Source organism: Nocardioides sp., assembly GCF_047607365.1.
GTDB lineage: Bacteria > Actinomycetota > Actinomycetes > Propionibacteriales > Nocardioidaceae > Nocardioides.
Genome location: NZ_JASGDD010000154.1, coordinates 1 through 19,003 on the forward strand (window position 1 = coordinate 1; position 19,003 = coordinate 19,003).

General features: G+C 71.9%; 15 protein-coding genes and 1 pseudogene. 12 read left to right on the forward strand and 4 right to left on the reverse strand.

Annotated elements, in window-relative coordinates:
* From QM572_RS12260 to QM572_RS12270, 3 genes and pseudogenes are all read left to right on the forward strand, one after another.
* A pseudogene (locus tag QM572_RS12260) lies at positions 1-276 on the forward strand (FMNH2-dependent monooxygenase); the annotation flags it as partial.
* 9 nt (positions 277-285) lie between these two features.
* The gene (locus tag QM572_RS12265; protein WP_415093476.1) at positions 286-1,683 is read left to right on the forward strand and encodes an NtaA/DmoA family FMN-dependent monooxygenase; all 1,398 of its coding nucleotides are present in this window, start codon (positions 286-288) and stop codon (positions 1,681-1,683) included.
* Positions 1,683-2,816 carry an LLM class flavin-dependent oxidoreductase gene (locus QM572_RS12270; RefSeq protein ID WP_415093478.1) on the forward strand — a complete coding sequence of 378 codons (1,134 nt, stop codon included), beginning with the start codon at positions 1,683-1,685 and terminating at the stop codon, positions 2,814-2,816. Before QM572_RS12265 ends, QM572_RS12270 begins: the two co-directional genes overlap by 1 nt.
* 28 nt (positions 2,817-2,844) lie before the next feature.
* On the opposite strand, the gene QM572_RS12275 is transcribed toward QM572_RS12270, so the two are convergent.
* From QM572_RS12275 to QM572_RS12285, 3 genes are all read right to left on the reverse strand, one after another.
* Positions 2,845-3,588 carry a succinate dehydrogenase/fumarate reductase iron-sulfur subunit gene (locus tag QM572_RS12275; protein WP_415093480.1) on the reverse strand — a complete coding sequence of 248 codons (744 nt, stop codon included), beginning with the start codon at positions 3,586-3,588 and terminating at the stop codon, positions 2,845-2,847.
* A gap of 79 nt (positions 3,589-3,667) precedes the next feature.
* Positions 3,668-5,740: a fumarate reductase/succinate dehydrogenase flavoprotein subunit gene (locus QM572_RS12280; RefSeq protein WP_415093482.1), complete on the reverse strand. Its 2,073-nt coding sequence runs from the start codon at positions 5,738-5,740 to the stop codon at positions 3,668-3,670.
* Between the two features lie 11 nt (positions 5,741-5,751).
* Positions 5,752-6,465 (reverse strand): succinate dehydrogenase cytochrome b subunit, encoded by a 714-nt coding sequence (locus tag QM572_RS12285; protein ID WP_415093484.1) that lies wholly within the window; start codon positions 6,463-6,465, stop codon positions 5,752-5,754.
* Between the two features lie 72 nt (positions 6,466-6,537).
* Between QM572_RS12285 and QM572_RS12290 the strand changes: the two genes are divergently transcribed.
* Both QM572_RS12290 and QM572_RS12295 read left to right on the forward strand, forming a co-directional pair.
* Positions 6,538-7,542 carry a phosphotransferase enzyme family protein gene (locus QM572_RS12290; RefSeq protein WP_415093486.1) on the forward strand — a complete coding sequence of 335 codons (1,005 nt, stop codon included), beginning with the start codon at positions 6,538-6,540 and terminating at the stop codon, positions 7,540-7,542.
* A 4-nt stretch (positions 7,543-7,546) separates the two neighbouring features.
* On the forward strand, positions 7,547-8,911 hold the full coding sequence (locus QM572_RS12295) for an aspartate aminotransferase family protein (RefSeq protein ID WP_415093488.1): 1,365 nt from the start codon (positions 7,547-7,549) through the stop codon (positions 8,909-8,911).
* Between the two features lie 7 nt (positions 8,912-8,918).
* Here the strand turns inward: QM572_RS12295 and QM572_RS12300 are convergent, their stop codons facing one another.
* The gene (locus tag QM572_RS12300) at positions 8,919-10,481 is read right to left on the reverse strand and encodes a helix-turn-helix domain-containing protein (RefSeq protein WP_415093490.1); all 1,563 of its coding nucleotides are present in this window, start codon (positions 10,479-10,481) and stop codon (positions 8,919-8,921) included.
* 129 nt (positions 10,482-10,610) lie between these two features.
* On the opposite strand from QM572_RS12300, the gene QM572_RS12305 reads away from it, so the two are divergent.
* The 7 genes from QM572_RS12305 to QM572_RS12335 form a co-directional block, all read left to right on the forward strand.
* Complete coding sequence (locus QM572_RS12305; protein WP_415093492.1) at positions 10,611-12,473, forward strand: SIP domain-containing protein; 1,863 nt, start codon at positions 10,611-10,613, stop codon at positions 12,471-12,473.
* A gap of 36 nt (positions 12,474-12,509) precedes the next feature.
* Complete coding sequence (locus QM572_RS12310; RefSeq protein ID WP_415093494.1) at positions 12,510-13,487, forward strand: ABC transporter substrate-binding protein; 978 nt, start codon at positions 12,510-12,512, stop codon at positions 13,485-13,487.
* Positions 13,484-14,527 carry a FecCD family ABC transporter permease gene (locus QM572_RS12315; protein ID WP_415093496.1) on the forward strand — a complete coding sequence of 348 codons (1,044 nt, stop codon included), beginning with the start codon at positions 13,484-13,486 and terminating at the stop codon, positions 14,525-14,527. The genes QM572_RS12310 and QM572_RS12315 overlap by 4 nt, the downstream gene beginning before the upstream one ends.
* Positions 14,524-15,570, forward strand: a complete 1,047-nt coding sequence (locus QM572_RS12320) for a FecCD family ABC transporter permease (protein ID WP_415093498.1) — start codon at positions 14,524-14,526, stop codon at positions 15,568-15,570. Before QM572_RS12315 ends, QM572_RS12320 begins: the two co-directional genes overlap by 4 nt.
* The gene (locus QM572_RS12325; protein WP_415093500.1) at positions 15,567-16,376 is read left to right on the forward strand and encodes an ABC transporter ATP-binding protein; all 810 of its coding nucleotides are present in this window, start codon (positions 15,567-15,569) and stop codon (positions 16,374-16,376) included. The genes QM572_RS12320 and QM572_RS12325 overlap by 4 nt, the downstream gene beginning before the upstream one ends.
* Positions 16,373-17,554, forward strand: a complete 1,182-nt coding sequence (locus tag QM572_RS12330) for an alpha/beta hydrolase (RefSeq protein WP_415093502.1) — start codon at positions 16,373-16,375, stop codon at positions 17,552-17,554. The genes QM572_RS12325 and QM572_RS12330 overlap by 4 nt, the downstream gene beginning before the upstream one ends.
* A partial coding sequence (locus tag QM572_RS12335; protein WP_415093504.1) for an ABC transporter transmembrane domain-containing protein occupies positions 17,541-19,003 on the forward strand: 1,463 nt, incomplete at its 3' end. The genes QM572_RS12330 and QM572_RS12335, both read left to right, overlap by 14 nt.

Here is a 19,003-nt window from a genome sequence, read left to right on the forward strand (position 1 = left end):
GCCGCGGGCACGAGCCACGCCTCCGACGCCCGCGTCGTCGCCGGGACGGCCGCCGACCTCGCCGACCTGCTGCTGGCGTGGCACGCGGCCGGGCTGAGCGGCTTCCGCCTCCGCCCCGCCGTGCTCCCGCACGACCTCGACCAGATCGTCGACCGCCTCGTGCCCGAGCTGCAACGGCGGGGCGCCTTCCGCACGGCGTACGACGCCACGACCCCCGCCACCCTGCGCGGCCTGCTCGGCCTCGAGCGCCCCGCCAACCGCTACGCGCGAGCCTGAGGAGTCCCCGTGCCGCTCAAGCAGGTCCATCTCGCCGCCCACTTCCCGGGGGTCAACAACACGACCGTCTGGAGCGATCCCGCGGCCGGCAGCCACATCGACTTCGCCTCGTTCAGGCACCTCGCCCAGACCGCGGAGCGCGGCCGGTTCGACTTCCTCTTCCTCGCCGAGGGGCTCCGGCTGCGCGAGCAGGGCGGCCGGATCTACGACCTCGACGTGGTCGGCCGGCCCGACACCTTCACCGTGCTCGCCGCGCTGGCGGCGGTCACCGAGCACCTCGGCCTCACCGGCACGATCAACTCGACCTTCAACGAGCCCTACGAGGTCGCGCGCCAGTTCGCGAGCCTCGACCACCTCTCCGGCGGCCGGGCCGCATGGAACGTCGTCACCAGCTGGGACGCCTTCACCGGCGAGAACTTCCGGCGGGGTGGCTATCTGCCGCAGGACCAGCGCTACGAGAGGGCCGAGACGTTCCTCGCCGCCGCCAAGGTGCTGTGGGACTCCTGGCGCGCCGACGATGTCGTCGCCGACGCCGAGAGCGGTCGCTTCCTCGCGCGGCCCGACGCCGGGGCGTTCGAGATCCACGACCGCCAGTTCGACATCGGCGGCCGGTTCAACGTGCCCCGGCCGTCGCAGGGCCGGCCGGTGATCTTCCAGGCCGGCGACTCCGACGAGGGCCGTGACTTCGCCGCCGCCGAGGCGGACGCGATCTTCAGTCGCTATGCGACGTACGACGAGGGCAGGGCCTTCTACGAGGACGTGAAGGGCCGCCTGGCCCGCTTCGGGCGCCGTCGCGACGAGCTGCTCATCCTGCCCGCCGCGACCTTCGTCCTCGGCGACACCGACGCCGAGGCCGCCGACCTCGCGCACGAGGTGCGGCTCGCCCAGGTCTCGCCGGCCACCGCCATCGCGTTCCTGGAGCAGCTGTGGAACACCGACCTCTCCGGCCACGACCCGGACGGGCCGCTGCCCGCCTTCGATCCCGTCGAGAGCGACGTCGACGGCCTGCACAGCAAGGGCCGGGCGAGCGTGCGACGCCACGACCGGCGGGTCGACACCGCGCGCGAGTGGCGCGCCCGTGCCGAGGCCGGCGGGCTGACCACCCGCGAGCTCGTCGTCGAGGTGACCGGCCGGCAGGCGTTCGTCGGGTCGCCGCGGACCGTCGCCGATCGGATCAACCGGTTCGTGCAGGACGACGTCGCCGACGGCTTCATCCTCGTCCCGCACGTGACCCCGGGCGGCCTCGACTCGTTCGTGGACCGGGTGGTGCCGATCCTCCAGGAGCTCGGCGTGCATCGCACCGAGTACGACGGCAGCACGCTGCGCGACCACCTCGGTCTCGCGCACCCCGACGGGGCGTCGCCGACGGTGGCGGCCACGGGGGCGGCCACGGGGGCGACCGCCTGATGCCCACGCCGCTGGCGGTGCTCGACCTGGTGCCGATCTCCTCGGGGTCGACCGCGGCCCGCGCCGTGCGCAACTCCGTCGACCTCGCCCGGCGGGCCGAGGCGGCCGGCTACGCGCGCCACTGGTTCGCCGAGCACCACCTCAACCCCGGCGTCGCCGGCACGTCGCCGGTCGTGCTCCTCGGCGCCGCGGCCGCCGCCACCTCCCGGATCCGGCTCGGCTCGGCGGCCCTCCAGATGGGGCACCGCACCGCGCTGGCCGCGGTCGAGGAGTTCGGGCTGCTCGACGCGCTCCATCCCGGCCGCTTCGATCTCGGCCTGGGCCGCTCCGCGGGCAGGCCGCGAGGCGCCGGCGAGGGTGTCGGTGCGCACGGATCGGCGCGCGTCGTCGACGGCCGCACCGAGAACGGCCTCCTCGTGCCGCCGCCGTTCTCGGCCGCAGGGCTCCTGGAGTCACCGCGCGTCGCGCTCCAGCGCCGTCTGCTGAGCCTTCCCCACGCCGAGGCACAGCCCTACGCCGAGCAGGTCGACGACGTGCTCGCGCTGCTCGCGGGCAGCTACGCCTCGGCCGAGGGAGTGCGGGCCGATGTGGTGCCGGGGGAGGGGGCAGCCGTGCAGCCGTGGGTCTTCGGCAGCAGCGGCGGTGAGTCGGCGCTCGTGGCAGGTGCCCGCGGGTTGCGCTTCGGCGCCAACTACCACGTCGCGCCGGCGGGCGTGATCGACGCCGTCGACGCCTACCGCGAGGCGTTCCGGCCCTCGTCCGAGCTGCGCGCGCCGTACGTCGCCGTCAGCGTGGACGTCGTCGTCGCGCCGACGGAGGAGGAGGCTCGCGAGCTCGCGACGGGCTATGCGCTGTGGGTGCGCAGCATCCGCACCGCTCGGGGCGCCATCGTGTTCCCCACGCCCGACGAGGCGCGTCGCCACCCCTGGACCGACGAGGACCGCGCGCTCGTCCAGGACCGCGTCGACACCCAGCTCGTCGGGACGCCCGCGCAGGTCGCCGACCGCCTGGAGCAGCTCCGCGACGCGACCGCCGCCGACGAGCTGGCGCTCACCACGATCACCCACGACCACGCCGACCGCGTCCGCTCCCACGAGCTGATCGCCGCCGAGTGGCAGCGGCGCGGGGCCTGAGACCGTCACGGTGACGGTGGGCGCCGGCTCAGTAGCCGTGCTTGATGGCGTCGCGAAGATCCTTGTTGAGCTGGGAGATCACGTCGAGGGGGATCTCCTTGGGGCACGCGGCGGCGCACTCGCCGATGTTGGTGCAGCCCCCGAAGCCCTCGGCGTCGTGCTGCGAGACCATCGTCGCGACGCGCGAGTAGCGCTCCGGCTGGCCCTGCGGCAGCTCGCCCAGGTGGGTGATCTTGGCGCCGAGGAAGAGCGAGGCCGAGCCGTTGGGGCAGGCGGCGACGCAGGCGCCGCAGCCGATGCAGGTGGCCACGTTGAACGCGCGGAGCGCCTTGTCGCGCGGGACGGGCGCGGCGTTGGCCTCGGGTGCCGAGCCGGTGTTGACCGAGATAAAGCCGCCGTTGGCGATGATCCGGTCGAAGGCGGCGCGGTCGACGATGAGGTCCTTGATGATCGGGAAGGAGCCCGAGCGCCACGGCTCGATCGTGATCGTGTCGCCGTCGGAGAAGGAGCGCATGTGCAGCTGGCAGGTGGTGGTCACCTCGGGGCCGTGCGCCTGGCCGTTGATCATCAGCGAGCACATGCCGCAGATGCCCTCGCGGCAGTCGCTGTCGAAGGCCACCGGCTCCTCTCCGGAGTGCAGGAGCTGCTCGTTGAGCAGGTCGAGCATCTCGAGGAACGACATGTCCGAGGAGACGCCGTCGAGGGCGTAGGTGTGCAGAGCGCCGGTGTCGTCGGGGCCGGCCTGACGCCAGACCTTGAGAGTCAGTTTCATCGACGTCCTCGCTTCGCTGCGGGCGCCGATGAAGTCATGGCGCAGCTGTGCTTGTTGATTCGCTCGCGGAGCTCGCTCATTACTTGTACGACCTCTGCTTCATCTCGATGGCGGTGTAGATCAGGTCTTCCTTGTGCAGGATCGGCTTGCCGCCCTGGAGCGAGTCGCCGCCCCACTCCCAGGCCGCGACGTAGGCGAACTCGTCGTCGTGGCGCATCGCCTCGCCGTCCTCGGTCTGGGACTCCGCGCGGAAGTGGCCGCCGCAGGACTCGCGGCGGTTGAGCGCGTCGATGCACATCAGCTCGCCGAGCTCGATGAAGTCGGCGACGCGGCCGGCCTTCTCGAGGTCCTGGTTGAGCGTGTCGGGGGAGCCGAGCACCTTGAGGTTGGTCCAGAACTCCTGCTTGAGGGCGCGGATCTTGCCGATGGCCTCGATCAGGCCCTCCTTGGTCCGCTCCATCCCGCAGTACTCCCACATGATGGTGCCGAGCTCCTTGTGGAAGCTCTCGACCGAGCGCTCGCCGTTGATCGACATGAACTTCTCGACCTGGGCGCGTACGCCGGCCAGCGCCTCCTGCACGGCGGGGTGGTCCTCCGCGATCGGCTCGAACGGCCCGTCGGCGAGGTAGTCGCGCAGCGTGTTCGGCAGCACGAAGTAGCCGTCGGAGAGGCCCTGCATCAGCGCGGAGGCGCCGAGGCGGTTGGCGCCGTGGTCGGAGAAGTTGGCCTCGCCGGCGCAGTAGAGGCCGGGGATGTTGGTCGACAGCTCGTAGTCGACCCACAGCCCGCCCATGACGTAGTGCACGGCGGGGTAGATCCGCATCGGCAGCTGGTAGGGGTCCTCGCCGGTGATCCGCTCGTACATGTCGAGGAGGTTGTCGTACTTCTCCTCGATCGCGTGCTTGCCCAGCCGGGCGATCGCGGCGGTGAGGTCGAGATACACACCTCGTCGCCGCTTCACTGCCTTGCCGTCCGCGTCGAGCTCGTCGACCTCGGGGCCGACGCCACGGCCCTCGTCGCACATGTACTTCGCGGCGCGCGAGGCGATGTCGCGGGGGACCAGGTTGCCGAAGGAGGGGTAGATCCGCTCGAGGAAGTAGTCGCGGGCCTCCTCGGGGATCTCGCGCGGGTCCTTGGCGGCGTCGGCGGCGTCCTTCGGCACCCACATCCGGCCGTCGTTGCGCAGCGACTCGCTCATCAGGGTGAGCTTCGACTGGTGCGCGCCGGTCACGGGGATGCAGGTCGGGTGGATCTGCGTGTAGCAGGGGTTGGCCATGTAGGCGCCCTTGCGGTGCGCACGCCACGCGGCGGTGACGTTGGAGCCCATCGCGTTGGTCGAGAGGTAGTAGACGTTGCCGTAGCCGCCGGAGGCGAGCACGACGACGTCGGCCAGGTGGGTCTCGATCGCGCCGGTGACCATGTCGCGGGCGACGATGCCCCTGGCTCGATCGACGCCGTCGGCTCCCTTGACCACGATCACGTCGAGCATCTCGTGACGGTTGTACGGCGTCACCGTCCCGGCCGCGACCTGCCGCTCGAGCGCCTGGTAGGCGCCCAGGAGCAGCTGCTGGCCGGTCTGGCCGCGCGCATAGAAGGTGCGGGAGACCTGCACGCCACCGAAGGAGCGGTTGTCCAGCAGGCCGCCGTACTCGCGGGCGAAGGGAACGCCCTGGGCGACGCACTGGTCGATGATGTTCGCGCTGACCTCGGCCAGGCGGTAGACGTTCGACTCGCGGGCGCGGTAGTCGCCGCCCTTCACCGTGTCGTAGAAGAGGCGGTAGGTGGAGTCGCCGTCCTCCTTGTAGTTCTTCGCGGCGTTGATGCCGCCCTGGGCCGCGATCGAGTGCGCCCGCCGCGGGGAGTCCTGGTAGAAGAAGGACTTCACGTGGTAGCCGGCCTCGCCGAGCGTGGCCGCCGCCGCGCCGCCGGCCAGGCCGGTGCCCACGATGATGATCGAGAGCTTGCGACGGTTGGCCGGGTTGACCAGGCGGTTGTCGAACTTGCGGTTCGTCCAGCGGGTCGCGATCGGGCCGGCCGGCGCCTTGGCGTCGACGAGCTTGTCGCCGAGGACGTAGAACCCCTCGGCGTCGTCGGACTTCTGGTCCGGAGCCTCGTTGGTGGGCTGCGGGTTGAGCAGGTCGAGAGAAGCCACGAATCAGGTCCTTACTTGCTGATCACGCCGAAGAGCGTGAAGAGGGGCACCAGGGAGAAGCCGCCCGCGATGACGATGGCGACGACCCAGCCGAACGTCCGCGCCCGGGCACGCGAGGACGCGGTGTTGGTGTAGCCGAGGGTCTGGAGGGAGCTGAAGGTGCCGTGGTGCAGGTGGAACCCGAGTGCGAGCATCGCCAGCAGGTAGATCACCGTCATCCACCAGCTCTGGTCGGCGAACGCGCCGACGAGCAGGTTGTAGGGGTCCTCGTTGCCGGTCGAGCCGTTCGTAATGTCGATCTTGAGGATGGTGAACTGCAGCAGGTGCCACACGATGAAGAGCAGCAGCGTGAGGCCACCCCAGCGCATCGTGCGGGAGGAGAGCGAGGAGGCGACGTTCTTCTTGACGGCGTACTTCACCGGGCGCGCGGCGGCGGCGCGACGCCAGAGCAGGACCGCGCTCGTGACGTGGACGACGAGCGCGACGATCAAGCCGACGCGGAGGATCCAGAGGGCGCCGGCGTACGGGAGCATCGGGGTGCCGAGGGTCCGCAGGTGCTCGGCATACTCGTTGTAGGCGTCGTGGCCGCTGAAGGCCTTCAGGTTGCCGTACATATGAGCCAGGACGAACAGGATGAAGAGGACGCCGCTGATGGCCATGGCCAACTTCAGCGCGATCGTCGAGCGCGTCGCGCGCACTCCCTTGACGAGTTCGGTGGTTGCCACGCCGACGCACGTTACTCGCTGTTGACCGGGGATGGTCACTAAGGTGTCCCTTACCACGCCACGATGGTGGGCATGACAGAGCTGTCGCTGGAAGGCACCGACCTCATCGCCCGGGCCGCGCTTCCGGCGTACGGCGTCTCGCCGGGCACACGGCTGCGACTGATCAACCTCTCGGAGAACGCGACCTTCCTCGTCACCGACCCGATCCGGGGGAGATCGGTGCTGCGCGTGCACCGTCTCGGCTACCACTCCAGGGCGGCGATCGAGTCGGAGCTGGCCTGGACCGGCGCGTTGCGCGCGGCGGGCACGATCGCGACGCCCGCGGTGATCCCGACCGTGACGGGCGAGCGCGTCCTGACGCTCCAGGCTCCCGGCACCGGCGGCCCCGACCGGCACGCCGTCATGTTCGCCTGGGTCCCGGGCGGCGAGCCGGACCCGACCGACCCGGCCAGCTTCGAGCGGCTCGGCGCGATGACCGCGCGGCTGCACGAGCAGTCCCGCGGGTGGCGTCGGCCGGACGCCTTCACCCGCTTCAGCTGGGACGAGGACAGCATCCTGGGTGGGCGCCCCGGCCACGATCCGCGCTGGGGCCACTGGCAGCGCGGGATCGGCATCGGCCCCGCCGAGCAGGCCGTGCTCGCGCCGGCCGTCGCGCGGATCCGCGAGCGGCTGGCCGCCTACGGCCGCGGCCAGGACCGCTTCGGTCTCGTGCACGCCGACCTCCGGCTCGCCAACCTGCTCGTCTCGCCGACCTCCGAGCAGGGCCTGGGGGAGACCACCGTGATCGACTTCGACGACTGCGGCCTCAGCTGGTTCATGTTCGACTGGGGAGCGGCCGTCTCGTTCATCGAGGACGACCCGCGACTGCCGCAGTGGCAGGACGCCTGGCTCACCGGCTACAGCACCGTCGGGCCGGTCGACTCCGAGGACGAGGCGATCCTGCCGACGATGGTGATGCTCCGGCGGCTCCAGCTCACCGCGTGGATGGGCACCCACTCCCACGCCGCGGAGGTGGCCCGGCTCGGCGTCTCCTTCGTGCAGGGCACCCTCCGCCTGGCCCACGACTACCTATCCTGATCCCATGGCCGTCCTTCCCCAGGTCGAGGCGCTGGCGGTCAACGCCTTCACGCCAGACGGCGCCGGGGCGCTCTCGCCGCGGGCCGCCGCCCTGATCGCCCGGCGCGAGGCGGTCCTCGGCCCGGCGTACCACCTCATGTACCGCTCGCCGGTCGAGCTCGTCCGTGGCGAGGGCGTCTGGCTGTGGGACGCCGACGGCCGGCGCTACCTCGACTGTTACAACAACGTCGCCTCGGTCGGTCACGCCAACCCGCGGGTGGCCGCCGCGGTCACCGAGCAGCTCGCGCTGATCAACTCCCACACCCGCTACCTCCACGAGTCCGTCGTCGCGTACGCCGAGGAGCTGGTCGCCACCTTCCCCGGCGCGCTCGACACCCTCATGCTCACGTGCACCGGCTCGGAGTCCAACGATCTGGCGATCCGGATCGCGCGCCACCGCACCGGCAACCAGGGCGTGATCGTCACCCGCGCCGCGTATCACGGGAACTCCGCCGTCACGACCGTCTGCTCGCCGTCGATGGGCCCGGCCGCGACCGCCGGCGTTCCCTGGATCCGGGTGGCCGAGCCGCCCGACGCGTTCCGGTTCGCGCTCGAGCTGGGCGTCGTGGCGCCGGCCAGCCTGGCGGAGTGGTGGGCCGACGAGGTGCTGCTGCACTGCGAGTCGCTCGCCTCGGAGGGGATCGGCGTCGCCGCGCTGCTCGTCGACACCTCCTTCTCCTCCGACGGCGTCCTCACCGACCCGGCCGGCTTCCTCGCGCCGGCGGCCGAGGTGGTCCGCTCCTTCGGCGGCGTCCTCATCGCCGACGAGGTCCAGCCGGGGTTCGGCCGGCTGGGGGAGTCGATGTGGGGCTTCTCGCGCCACGGGGTCGAGCCGGAGCTGGTGACGCTCGGCAAGCCGATGGGCAACGGCATGCCGATCGGCGGCGTCGTCGGCCGGCGCGACGTGATCGACGGCTTCGGTCGCGAGGTGCGCTACTTCAACACCTTCGGCGGCGGCGAGGTCGCGGTCGCGGCCGGCTCGGCCGTGCTGGCGGAGATCCGCGAGCGCGGCCTGATCGAGAACGCGCGCCTGCTGGGCGAGCGGATGCGCGCCGGCGTCCGCGCCATCGCGGAGCGCTCCGGTGGCGCGATCGGCGACGTCCGCGGGGCGGGCCTGTTCACCGGCGCGGAGTTCGTCCGGCCGGGTGGTCTCGAGCCCGACCCGGAGGAGGCGATCCGCGTCGTCAACGCGATGCGCGAGGCCGGCGTGCTCATCAGCGCGACCGGCTACTTCGGCAACACCCTCAAGATCCGCCCGCCGCTGGTGATCGACGAGGCGGGCGTCGACTTCTTCCTCGACCGCCTCGGCGAGGTGGTCGCCCCGAGGTGAGACGTCGTCAGGCCGTCTCGATCCTCTCCTCCTGGTAGTCGCGTGGCGAGACTCCGTGGAACCGGGCGAAGGCGGTGCTGAACGTCGGCAGGTGTGCGTAGCCGACACGGCGGGCGACGACGCTGGGCCTGGCTCCGCCGGCCAGCAGGTCGCGGGCGACGCGCATGCGGGCGGCGTAGCGCCAGCGGGCGAACGTCATGCCGGTCTCGTCGCGGAAGGCCCGGTGGACCTCCGGCGGCAGGCCGGGCTCCGACGATCGACGGGTCGTTCCGACGGTGCGGAGGTAGTCCATGGCGGCGGCGCGCGCGTGTGGATGGGTAGGCATCGGCACCGACAGCGCGCGCTGGGCGGCCACCTGCTCGGCGAACAGGCTGAGGATGTGCCGTTGGTCGTGACCGGCGGGGCGCAGGGCCGACCGGGCGCTGATGGAGCAGGACATCAGATAGTCGTCCCACGACGGCGGGAACCGCACCTGCAGCGGCTCGGACAGGGTCAGGTCGTCGGTGCCGGCGTCGCCGAGCGGTAGCGAGACGGAGTTCTCCCGCAGCGCGGTGACGTGGTCGGCGCCCGCCGGGATCCAGGTCGCGACACCTCTCTCCCGCTCGTACCGCCGGCTGCCGATGTCGAGGTATCCGCTGCCGCGATACACCCAGGTGAGCACGTGGAAGTCGTTGCTGTGCGGAGGCGTGCTGGTCGCGGGAAGCAGCTCCGGCGCGGCACGGTCCGCCCCCGGTCGCACCATGCTCACCATCGCGTCGGTCTGCCGGGCCGCCGTGGCCCGCTCGCCCAGCGTCGACGGACCGCCCGCGGTGACCCGCTGGAGCTGCCTGCCGAATTCGCGTGGTGTCTGGCCGAACCGGTGCTTGAACGCGCGGGTCAGGCCGTTGCGGCCGGCGAAGCCGACTCGTGTCGCCACCTGCTCGACGTCGTACCCGGCCGCCAGCAACTCGACCGCGGCGCTGAGCCGGCAGCCGAGCCGCCACTGCTCGAAGGTCAGGCCGGTGTCGCCGAGGAAGGCCCGCCGCAGGCTGCGGGCACTGCACAGCACTCGGGTCGCCCATTGCTCGACAGTGAAGTCGAGGGCGGGATCGCGGAGCAGCTCGTCGGCGACAGCCCGGGCGCTGGGCGTCTTCGGCAACGCCGGGGCCGAGAGGGACGGCTGGGACTCGACCACGCCGCGGTGACTCCGTGAGGGCCGCAGCAGGTCCGCGATCGCACCCCGGGGATAGCCGTGCGCGCTGTAGGGCGTGACTTGGAGGTTGAAGTGCTGGATCAGCCAGTCCTGCCAGCCGTCGGGGACCTCGAACCTGGTGACGGAGCTCGGCGCTCCGGACCCGATGGTGGCCTGGGGAAAGAGCGGGAACGCGACCGTCCCGGGCTCGGTGGCGATCACGCGCATGCGCCAGCCGTCCGCCGGCACCCAGATCCCCTGGCCCCGGTCGAGCCGATGCGGCGCGGCGTCGTCCAGCTGGACGTGAGCGGTGCCGGTCCGGACCCACAGGAGTAGGGGGCCGCGTGGGAGGCCGGACTCGTCCGCACGCATGCGGGGGATCGGCGGCGGGTCGATCACATCCTAAGTATACGGCAGTTTGCGCACCCTTCAATGAGTAAGGATTACCTAACCTTAGCAGCGGCCCTCCTGCCGATGGTGGCGCGCGGCCTTCTCCTCCTCGGAGCGACCAGAAAGGGCCGTCCCTCCATGCCGAAGACCTCACGCCGGCTCACCGTGCACCCGTTGTCCCTGCGCGAGGCCGAGGTCGTCCGAGCCGTGGACCTGACGCCGGGCATGCGCCGGATCACGCTCGGCGGGGCGCAACTCCGTGCCTTCACCTCGGCAGGCGGCTTCCCGCAGCCGGAGTTCGACTCGCCCGGCTTCGACGACGACATCGCGCTCTACTTCCCGTATCCGGGTCAGAGCGACCCGGTGCTGCCAGCGCAGCTGGAGAGCGGGGTGAACTCGCCCCGCGACCCGCGGCCGCTGATGAGGGAGTACACCGTCCGCGGTTGGCGGCCCGAGGCCGGCGAGCTGGACGTCGACTTCGTCAAGCACGGCATCGGCGTCGGCACCACCTGGGCCCACCGTGCCGAGCCGGGTGACAGGATCCACTTCACCGGTCCCAGCAGCTCGAAGTCCTTTCCCGCGGCGGACTGGCTGCTCGCTGCCGGCGACGACACGACGATCCCCGCGATCGCCCGCCTGCTCGACGAGCTGCCCGACGACGCGCGCGCGCAGGTGTTCCTCGAGGTCGCCGAGGAGTCTCACCGGCTGGAGCTGCGGACCCTGCCCGGCGTGGAGGTGACCTGGCTCGTGCGCGGCGGCGCCGAGGCGGGTACGACCACGCTGCTCGTGGACGCCGTCCGCGGCGCGGCCTGGTGGGACGGCCGTCCGTTCGCGTGGGTGGCCGGCGAGCGGACCGCGGTCCGGGACCTGCGCCGGCATCTGGTCGAGGACCGCGGGATGCCGAAGGGCGACATCGAGTTCACCGGGTACTGGCGCCGCGGCGAGGTCGTGGCGCTGGAGACCGACGGGGCGATGCCCGACCCGGAGAAGTCGGTCACCCCCTTCGACCGGCTCCACGAGCTGACCGAGCTGGTCGCGCCGGTCGCGATCCGGACGGCCGTCGAGCTGGACATCCCCGACCTGATCTCGCGCGGCGTGACCAGCGTCGCGGACCTGGCCGCCAAGGCGGGCGCCGACGAGCGGGCCGTCGGGAAGCTGCTTCGCTACCTGCACGCGCTGGAGATCCTGACCCAGACCGGACCGGGTCACTACGGTCTCGCGCCGATGGGAGAGGTCCTCACCGTCGAGTTCATGGCCGACCTCCTGCACCCCTCCGGAGCGCTCGGCCGGGAGATGCTCGGCATCCACGGACTCACCGAGTCGGTTCGCACCGGGCGGGCGTCGTACGCCTCCGTCACGGGCCAGACGTACGCCGACGCGCGGGCCGAGCAGGGCTACGAGGACCGTTGCCTGGAGCGCATCGCCGAGTTCGCGCCGGCGCTGGCCGTGCCGATCGCCTCCTCCGACCTCCTCGAGGGCGTCGAACACCTCGTGATCCATTCGGACGGCGCGGGCGCCTTGGCCGGCGAGTTCGTTGCGACGCATGCGGGCCTGCGGGTGACCATCTGCGCGCTGCCCGCCCAGGCCGACTGGCTGCGCCGCGACCTGCCGGACAGCATCGGCGAGGAGCAGCAACGGGCACGGGTCGGCATCGTCGAGCAGTCGGTGTTCGAGCCGGGGCCCGATGCCGACGCCGTCCTCGTGAGTCGCGTGCTCAAGCCGCTCCCGGACGCCGATGCCGCGCACGCGCTGCGTCGGGTGGCTCAGGGCCTCCTCCCCGGCGGACGTGTGCTGCTGATCGAGGAGACCTTCGACACCGACGACCTCGACGAGCACGACGGCGAGGCCGACCTGCTCGCCCTGACCGTGCACGGCTCGGGCCTGCGCACCGCCGCCGAGCTCGACGCCGTCATCGCGGATGCAGGGCTCGCCCGGAGCGCCGCGCACATCGTCGGCTGGGGGACCACGATCCATGAGCTCGTGCCCGCCGACACCCTCTGACGCCATTCCCCACCCGAGAAGATCAAGGACACCTCCATGACCATGACCCCCCTGCGCCGCGGCTCGGCCGCAGCCGCCGCCCTCCTGGGCGTCTCGCTCGCTCTCACGGCCTGCGGCAGCGACGGCGACGACGCCGGCGCCTCGGACGCGGCCGCCGAGACCCACAGCGTCACGGCCGACAACGGCACCATCGAGGTCCCGGTGCACCCGAAGCGCGTGGTCACCATCGGTGGCACCGCCCAGCCGTTCATCGACCTCGGCGGCAAGCCGGTCGGCGTCACGCCGTACTACCAGCCCGAGATGCTGCCCGAGGACCAGCAGGCGACGTTCGAGGCGGCCACGGACATCGGCAGTGACGAGATCGACATCGAGAAGGTCGCCAGCCTGAAGCCCGACCTCATCCTGTTCCAGGATGCCGACACCAGCTACGACAAGATCGGCAAGCAGCTCGAGGCGATCGCCCCTACGGTGTTCTGGGGGCTCGACACCGAATGGAAGACCATGGCCGACAGCATCGCCGACGCCGGCGACGTGACCGCGGAGCTGGACCAGCAGAAGAAGGAGTTCGAGGACAGCGTCACCGGGATCCAGACGAAGTACGCCGACGTCATCAAGGACGACTCCTTCGTCGACGTCTCGGTCGGCTCCTGGCAGGACCCCGGCATGTTCTACATCGCGGACATCGGCTGCTCCGAGGTCGGCCGGGACGACGTCGGCCTGAACCTCCCCGAGGCGGCCGCCGGTGCGGACCCGCTGGCCTACACCGACCTCCCGTTCGAGCAGCTCAGCAGCCTCTCGAAGTACGACGTGATCACCTATCCGGTCGACGAGGACGGCAAGCCGACGGAGGCGTTCGCGCCGGTCCTCGAGACGAACACCTGGAAGGCGCTGCCCGCGGTGAAGGCCGGGCGTGCGGTGGGGCTCTTCTGTCCCGGCAACGGCTCGTACGGTCAGGTCAACCGCTACCTCGCGTCCCTCGACAGCGCGCTCGCGACGCTGCCGGCGCAGGGGTGACGGCGGTCGCCCTGCCCCACGACGGTCCGGGCGCCATCACGGTGCCCGGACCGCGTCGTCGTCTGCTCGGCCTGATCGCCGCGCTCGTGGCGCTGGTGCTGCTCCTGGCGCTGAGCCTGATGGTCGGCTCGACCGCGATCGCGCCGTCCGCGGTGTGGAACGCCCTCTTCCACTACTCCGGTGGCATCGACCAGCTCGCGGTCCGCGACTTCCGGCTGCCGCGCACCGTCGTCGCGCTGGTGGTCGGGGTCGCCCTGGGTCTGTCGGGTGCGTTGATCCAGGCGCTGACCCGCAACCCGCTGGCCGACCCGGGGATCCTCGGCGTCCACGCCGGCGCCTCCTTCGCGGTGACCTTCGCCGTCGGCGTGCTCGGCGTGCGCGACATCGGGGGCTACCTGTGGTTCGCCTTCGCGGGGGCGCTCATCGTCACGATCCTGGTGCTCGCGCTGGGATCGACCCGACGCGGCCAGTCGCCGGTGGTCCTGGTGCTCGCCGGCGTCTGTGTCGGCTCGGTGCTCAGCGGCGCCCGCGAGGCGATTCAGCTGACCGACCCGGAGGCCTTCGACGCGCTGCGGTCGTGGAACGCCGGCTCGGTCGTGGGCCGGCCGCTCGAGCTGGTGTGGCCGGTGGTGCCGTTCTTCGCGGTCGCGCTCGTGCTGGTCTTCCTGGTCTCGGGCTCGCTCAACGCGCTCGCGCTGGGCGATGACCTGGCAGTCGCCCAAGGGGTCCGGGTGGCACGGACGCGCGTGCTCGCCATCGTCGCGCTCACCCTGCTCGCCGGCGGCGCCACCGCCATCGCCGGGCCGATCGGCTTCGTCGGCCTGATGGTGCCGCACGTCGCCCGGTGGATCGTGGGGCCCGATCAGCGCTGGATCTTCGGCTACAGCCTGGTGCTGGCCCCGGCTCTGCTGCTCGCCTCCGACGTCCTCGGCCGGATCGTCATGCACCCCGGCGAGGTCCCTGTCGGCATCGTCACCGCCTTCGTCGGAGCTCCGGTCCTCATCGCGCTCGTCCGCCGGCGGAAGGCGAGCGGGCTGTGAGCGCCGTGGACTTCGGGCGGCGCACGCTCGTCGTACGACGGTCGTGGCTCGGCGCTCGGATCGACCTGCGAACGATCGCGGTGTGCGCCGTGCTCGCGGTGCTGGCGGCCGCGGTGGCGGTGCTCGCGCTGATGAGCGGGTCGTACGCGCTGAGCCCTGGCCAAGTGATCTCCGCCCTCACCGGGGGCGAGGCGGGCATCGTCCGGGAGATCGTCGTCGAGTGGCGGCTGCCTCGCGTCGCCGCGGCGCTGGTGTTCGGCGCCGCGCTCGGGGCGAGCGGCGCGATCTTCCAGTCGCTGTTGCGCAACCCGCTCGCCGAGCCCGGCATCCTCGGCTTCTCCCAGGGCTCCTACACGGGTGCGCTGATCGTGATCCTGGTGATCAACGGGAGCTACTGGCAGCTGGTGGGCGGAGCGCTGCTCGGCGGCATCGGCTCGGCGCTCGTGGTCTACCTGCTCGCCTACCGCAACGGAGTCCAGGGGTTCCGTCTGATCGTGGTCGGCATCGGAGTCTCGGCCATGCTCTTCTCGCTGAACACCTGGCTGATCCTCAAGGCCGACCTGGAGGTCGCGATGTCCGCGGCCGTGTGGGGTGCCGGGTCGCTCAACGGCGTCTCCTGGGGGCGGGTCGTGTTCGGCGGGGTCTGCATCGCGGCGCTCCTGCTGGTCGCCGGCGCGCTGAGTCGGCCGATGCGGCACCTGGAGCTCGGCGACGACGCGGCCGCGGCGCTGGGAGTGCGGGTCGCGTCCGTGCGTCTGAGCCTGATCCTCGTGGGAGTGGGACTGACCGCGACGGTCACCGCGGCGGCCGGGCCGATCGCGTTCATCTCGCTGGTCGCGCCGCAGATCGGGCGCCGTCTCGCGCACACCGCGGGGATCACGCTCGCTCCCGCCGCCTTCGTGGGCGCTCTGCTGTGTCTCACGGCGGACTACCTCGCCCAGCACGTCGCTCCCACCCCGCTGCCCGTGGGCATCGTCACCGTAATGATCGGCGGCTGCTACCTCGGATATCTGCTGTTCACCGAAGCAAGGAGACGGATATGAGTGCGCGCCTGCGCGTGGAGGCCGCAACGCTCGGCTACGACAAGCGGACCATCTCCGAGAGGCTCTCGGTGGCGATTCCCGACGAGTCGTTCACGGTGATCGTCGGCCCGAACGCCTGCGGCAAGTCCACTCTGCTGCGGGGACTGTCCCGGCTGCTCAAGCCGACGACCGGCCGGGTTCTGCTCGACGGCGCCGACATCCACTCGCTCAAGACCAAGGAGGTGGCCCGTCGGGTCGGCCTCCTGCCGCAGACGTCGATCGCGCCCGACGGGATCACTGTCGCGGACCTGGTCGCCCGCGGCCGGTTCCCGCACCAGGGCTTCGTGCGCCAGTGGACCGAGGACGACGAGCAGGCTGTCCTCCGGGCGATGCGACAGACTGCCGTCACCGAGCTGTCGGGTCGTCTGGTCGACCAGCTGTCGGGCGGACAGCGGCAGCGGGTGTGGGTCGCGATGGCGCTCGCCCAGCACACCGACATCGTGCTGCTGGACGAGCCGACCACCTTCCTCGACATCGCCCACCAGATCGAGCTGATGGAGCTCTTCACCGACCTGCACGAGGTCGGCCACACCCTGGTCGCCGTCCTGCACGACCTGAACCAGGCCGCGCGCTACGGCACCCATCTGATCGCCATGAAGGACGGGGAGGTCGTCGCGGAGGGGGCTCCCCACGACGTCGTCACGGCCGAGCTGGTGGAGGAGGTGTTCGGCCTGCGCTGCCTCGTGGTGCCCGATCCCGTGGTCGGCACTCCGCAGGTCGTGCCGCTCGGTCGGGAGCGAGCCCGGGGGCAGGTCGAGACGGCATGAGCGCGAGCATGGTCGAGAGGCTCTCGAGTGGCGTGTGGAGCCCTGAGCGGTTCCGACGGCATCTCGAGGAGGCGGGCGCTCCCTTCGTCGAGCGGGTCACGGCGACCGAGGTGGAGGTGACGTTCGTCGACGAGCCCCCGGCCGGTACGACGACGCGCCTCTCGCCCGTGATCGGTCCTCACATCGGCCGCACCACGATCGAGACCGCCTTCGCGGAGGTGGCCGGCACGCCGTTCCGGGTCCTCACGCTGCGGGTGCGCTCCGACCTGCGGTTCGGCTATGTCTTCACCCGCCGAGGGCCCGCGGGGGAGGAGCAGCAGGTGCCGGACCCGTTCAACCCGCCGCCGAGGTTCTCGACCTACCCGGAGGCGAGGTTCTCCGGATCGTCGGTGGCCGTGCTTCCTGACGCGGTGCCGCTGCCGTGGCTCGACCAGGCCGAGGCGCGGCCGGCCGCCGCGGCGGAGCCCACCGTGCTCTCGAGCGAGATCCTGGGCAACGAGCGGCGGATCTGGGTCTCGATGCCTCCGGCAGACCTCGCGGCCGACGACCCTCTCCCCTTCGTGGTCCAGTTGGACGGCACACCCGACCACAGCGCCCCCAGCGTGCGCGATGCCCTGGTCGAGGCCGGCCTGATCCGGCCCTGCGCCGTGGTGCTCGTCGACCAGCTGGGCCAGGAGCGCTACACCGAGCTGCTCTGCCATCCCGGGTTCTCGCGGATGCTGGTCGAGGAGCTGCTGCCGTGGCTGCGCCGCGACCACCCGCTCTCGACGGATCCGGCCGACGTCGCGCTGGCCGGTGAGAGCTTCGGCGGGCTGTGCGCCGGGTGGACGGCGCTGCATCACCCGGAGGCCTTCGGCAACGCCATCCTCCAGTCGCCGTCGTGCGGCTACCACCCCGACCTGACCTGGGGCACCGGCGCGGCCGAGCTGTTGCGGCGTACGCCGGTCCCGACGCTGATGGCCGACTTCCTGGCCGCGGCACCGGCCCCGGTCCGGATCTTCCACGACGTCGGCGAGCTGGAGGGCTCGATCACGCTCAGCCGCTGGCTGGACCAGGTGCTCACGACCCAGGGCTACGACACCCACTACCGCGAGTTCGCGGGCGGACACGACTATGCCTGGTGGCGAGGGCTCTTCGCCGACGCCCTGCAGTGGTGCTTCCCGCGTGAGGCGAGCTGACACCGCGATGCGCCCACTCCTCTCGGACTCCCTCCGCACCGATCCGGAGGGCCTCGGACGCGGGCCGCTGACCCGCTGGCTGCCCGTCCTCCTGAGCGACCCCGCTGAGCCGCGAGACGCTCCGGCTCTCGACGCCGGCACCGGCTTCACGCCGGGCCGCTTCCTGCTGCGCGCGATGCTCTCGGTGCGCCGGATCAGCGTTCCCGCGATGCTGCTGGCGATCGTGTGGCAGGTGGGCGAGGCATCGGTCCCCGTGGTGATGGGGCTCGCGGTCGACCGTGCTCTCGCGGTCGGAAGCGCCACGCAGCTCGTCCTCTGGCTCGCCGTGCTCGTGGCCGTCTACGCGGCGCTCACCGTGGCGGCGAGACTCTCGAACCGCCTGACGGCGTACGCCGTGCAGCTGCTGCAGCACCGCTTGCGGAGCACGCTGTCGACCGGGGTGCTCCATCCGGTCGGCGGCGCAGCACGGGCGCCGGACGGCAGCGTCGTGTCCCTCATGACCAACGACGTCTCTCGTCTGGCGAACGCGGTGATCCTGATGGTCATCCCGGTCGGGAGGATCACGGCCATCGGGTTCATCGCGGTCTCCCTGTTGGCGACGCACTGGCTGCTCGGACTGGCGGTCCTGGTCGGGGCACCGGTCACGGTCTGGCTGATGGGGGTGCTCAGCGAGCGCCTCTCCCACGACACCCGCGCGTACCAGGAGCTGCTCGCCACGACGGTCGGCCAGGCCACGGACCTCGTCGCCGGCTACCGCGTGATCAAAGGGGTGCGCGCCGAGTCCGAGGCGACCCGGCGGTATCGCCGGGCGAGCCGGGAGACGCTGGTCGGCGCACGCCGCAACGCGGGACTGCTGGGCAGGTTCCTGGTGGGCTCGGGTGTGGTCAGCGGTGTCTTCGTCGCGTCCGTGATGGGGCTGGCCGGCTGGTTCGCCGTCGATGGTCAGCTGAGCATCGGCGGGCTGATCGCGGCGGTCGGCCTCACCCAGGCGCTGCTGCCGCAGATGGAGGCCATCGCGAGCCTGTCCGTGCCGAACCTCGCCGGGGCGCTCGCCTCGTCCGCGCGCGTGCTGGCCGTGCTGCACGACCAGGCGGACTCCACGCCCACCGCCGGCGCCGCGACCCCGCGCGAGGTGGCGGCGCTGCCGACACTGGACGTGACCGTGTCCCACGACTCCGAGCCGGCCACGACTCTCCGGCTGCGGCCGGGCGAGCTCGTGGGACTCAGTGCCGACGACCGCACGGCGGCCCGCATCGCCGACGCGCTGCTCGACCCGGCGGCCGCGGGAGGCGTCGAGGTGTGGCTGGACGGGATCGCCGGGAGGGAGCTGCCCCCGGCCGAGTACCGCTCCCTGGTCACCGTCGCGCCGCACCGAACCACGTTGTTCAGCGGCACGCTCCGCGACAACGTCGCCGCGCCCGCGCCCGCGCCCGCGCCCGCGCCCGCGAC

Excerpts from the sequence above, each read along its gene's own strand:
- QM572_RS12275 (WP_415093480.1), bottom strand. The coding sequence starts at position 3,588 with ATGAAACTGACTCTCAAGGTCTGGCGTCAGGCCGGCCCCGACGACACC.
- QM572_RS12295 (WP_415093488.1), top strand. The coding sequence starts at position 7,547 with ATGGCCGTCCTTCCCCAGGTCGAGGCGCTGGCGGTCAACGCCTTCACG.
- QM572_RS12310 (WP_415093494.1), top strand. The coding sequence starts at position 12,510 with ATGACCATGACCCCCCTGCGCCGCGGCTCGGCCGCAGCCGCCGCCCTC.
- QM572_RS12330 (WP_415093502.1), top strand. The coding sequence starts at position 16,373 with ATGAGCGCGAGCATGGTCGAGAGGCTCTCGAGTGGCGTGTGGAGCCCT.
- QM572_RS12325 (WP_415093500.1), top strand. The coding sequence starts at position 15,567 with ATGAGTGCGCGCCTGCGCGTGGAGGCCGCAACGCTCGGCTACGACAAG.
- QM572_RS12290 (WP_415093486.1), top strand. The coding sequence starts at position 6,538 with ATGACAGAGCTGTCGCTGGAAGGCACCGACCTCATCGCCCGGGCCGCG.
- QM572_RS12270 (WP_415093478.1), top strand. The coding sequence starts at position 1,683 with ATGCCCACGCCGCTGGCGGTGCTCGACCTGGTGCCGATCTCCTCGGGG.
- QM572_RS12305 (WP_415093492.1), top strand. The coding sequence starts at position 10,611 with ATGCCGAAGACCTCACGCCGGCTCACCGTGCACCCGTTGTCCCTGCGC.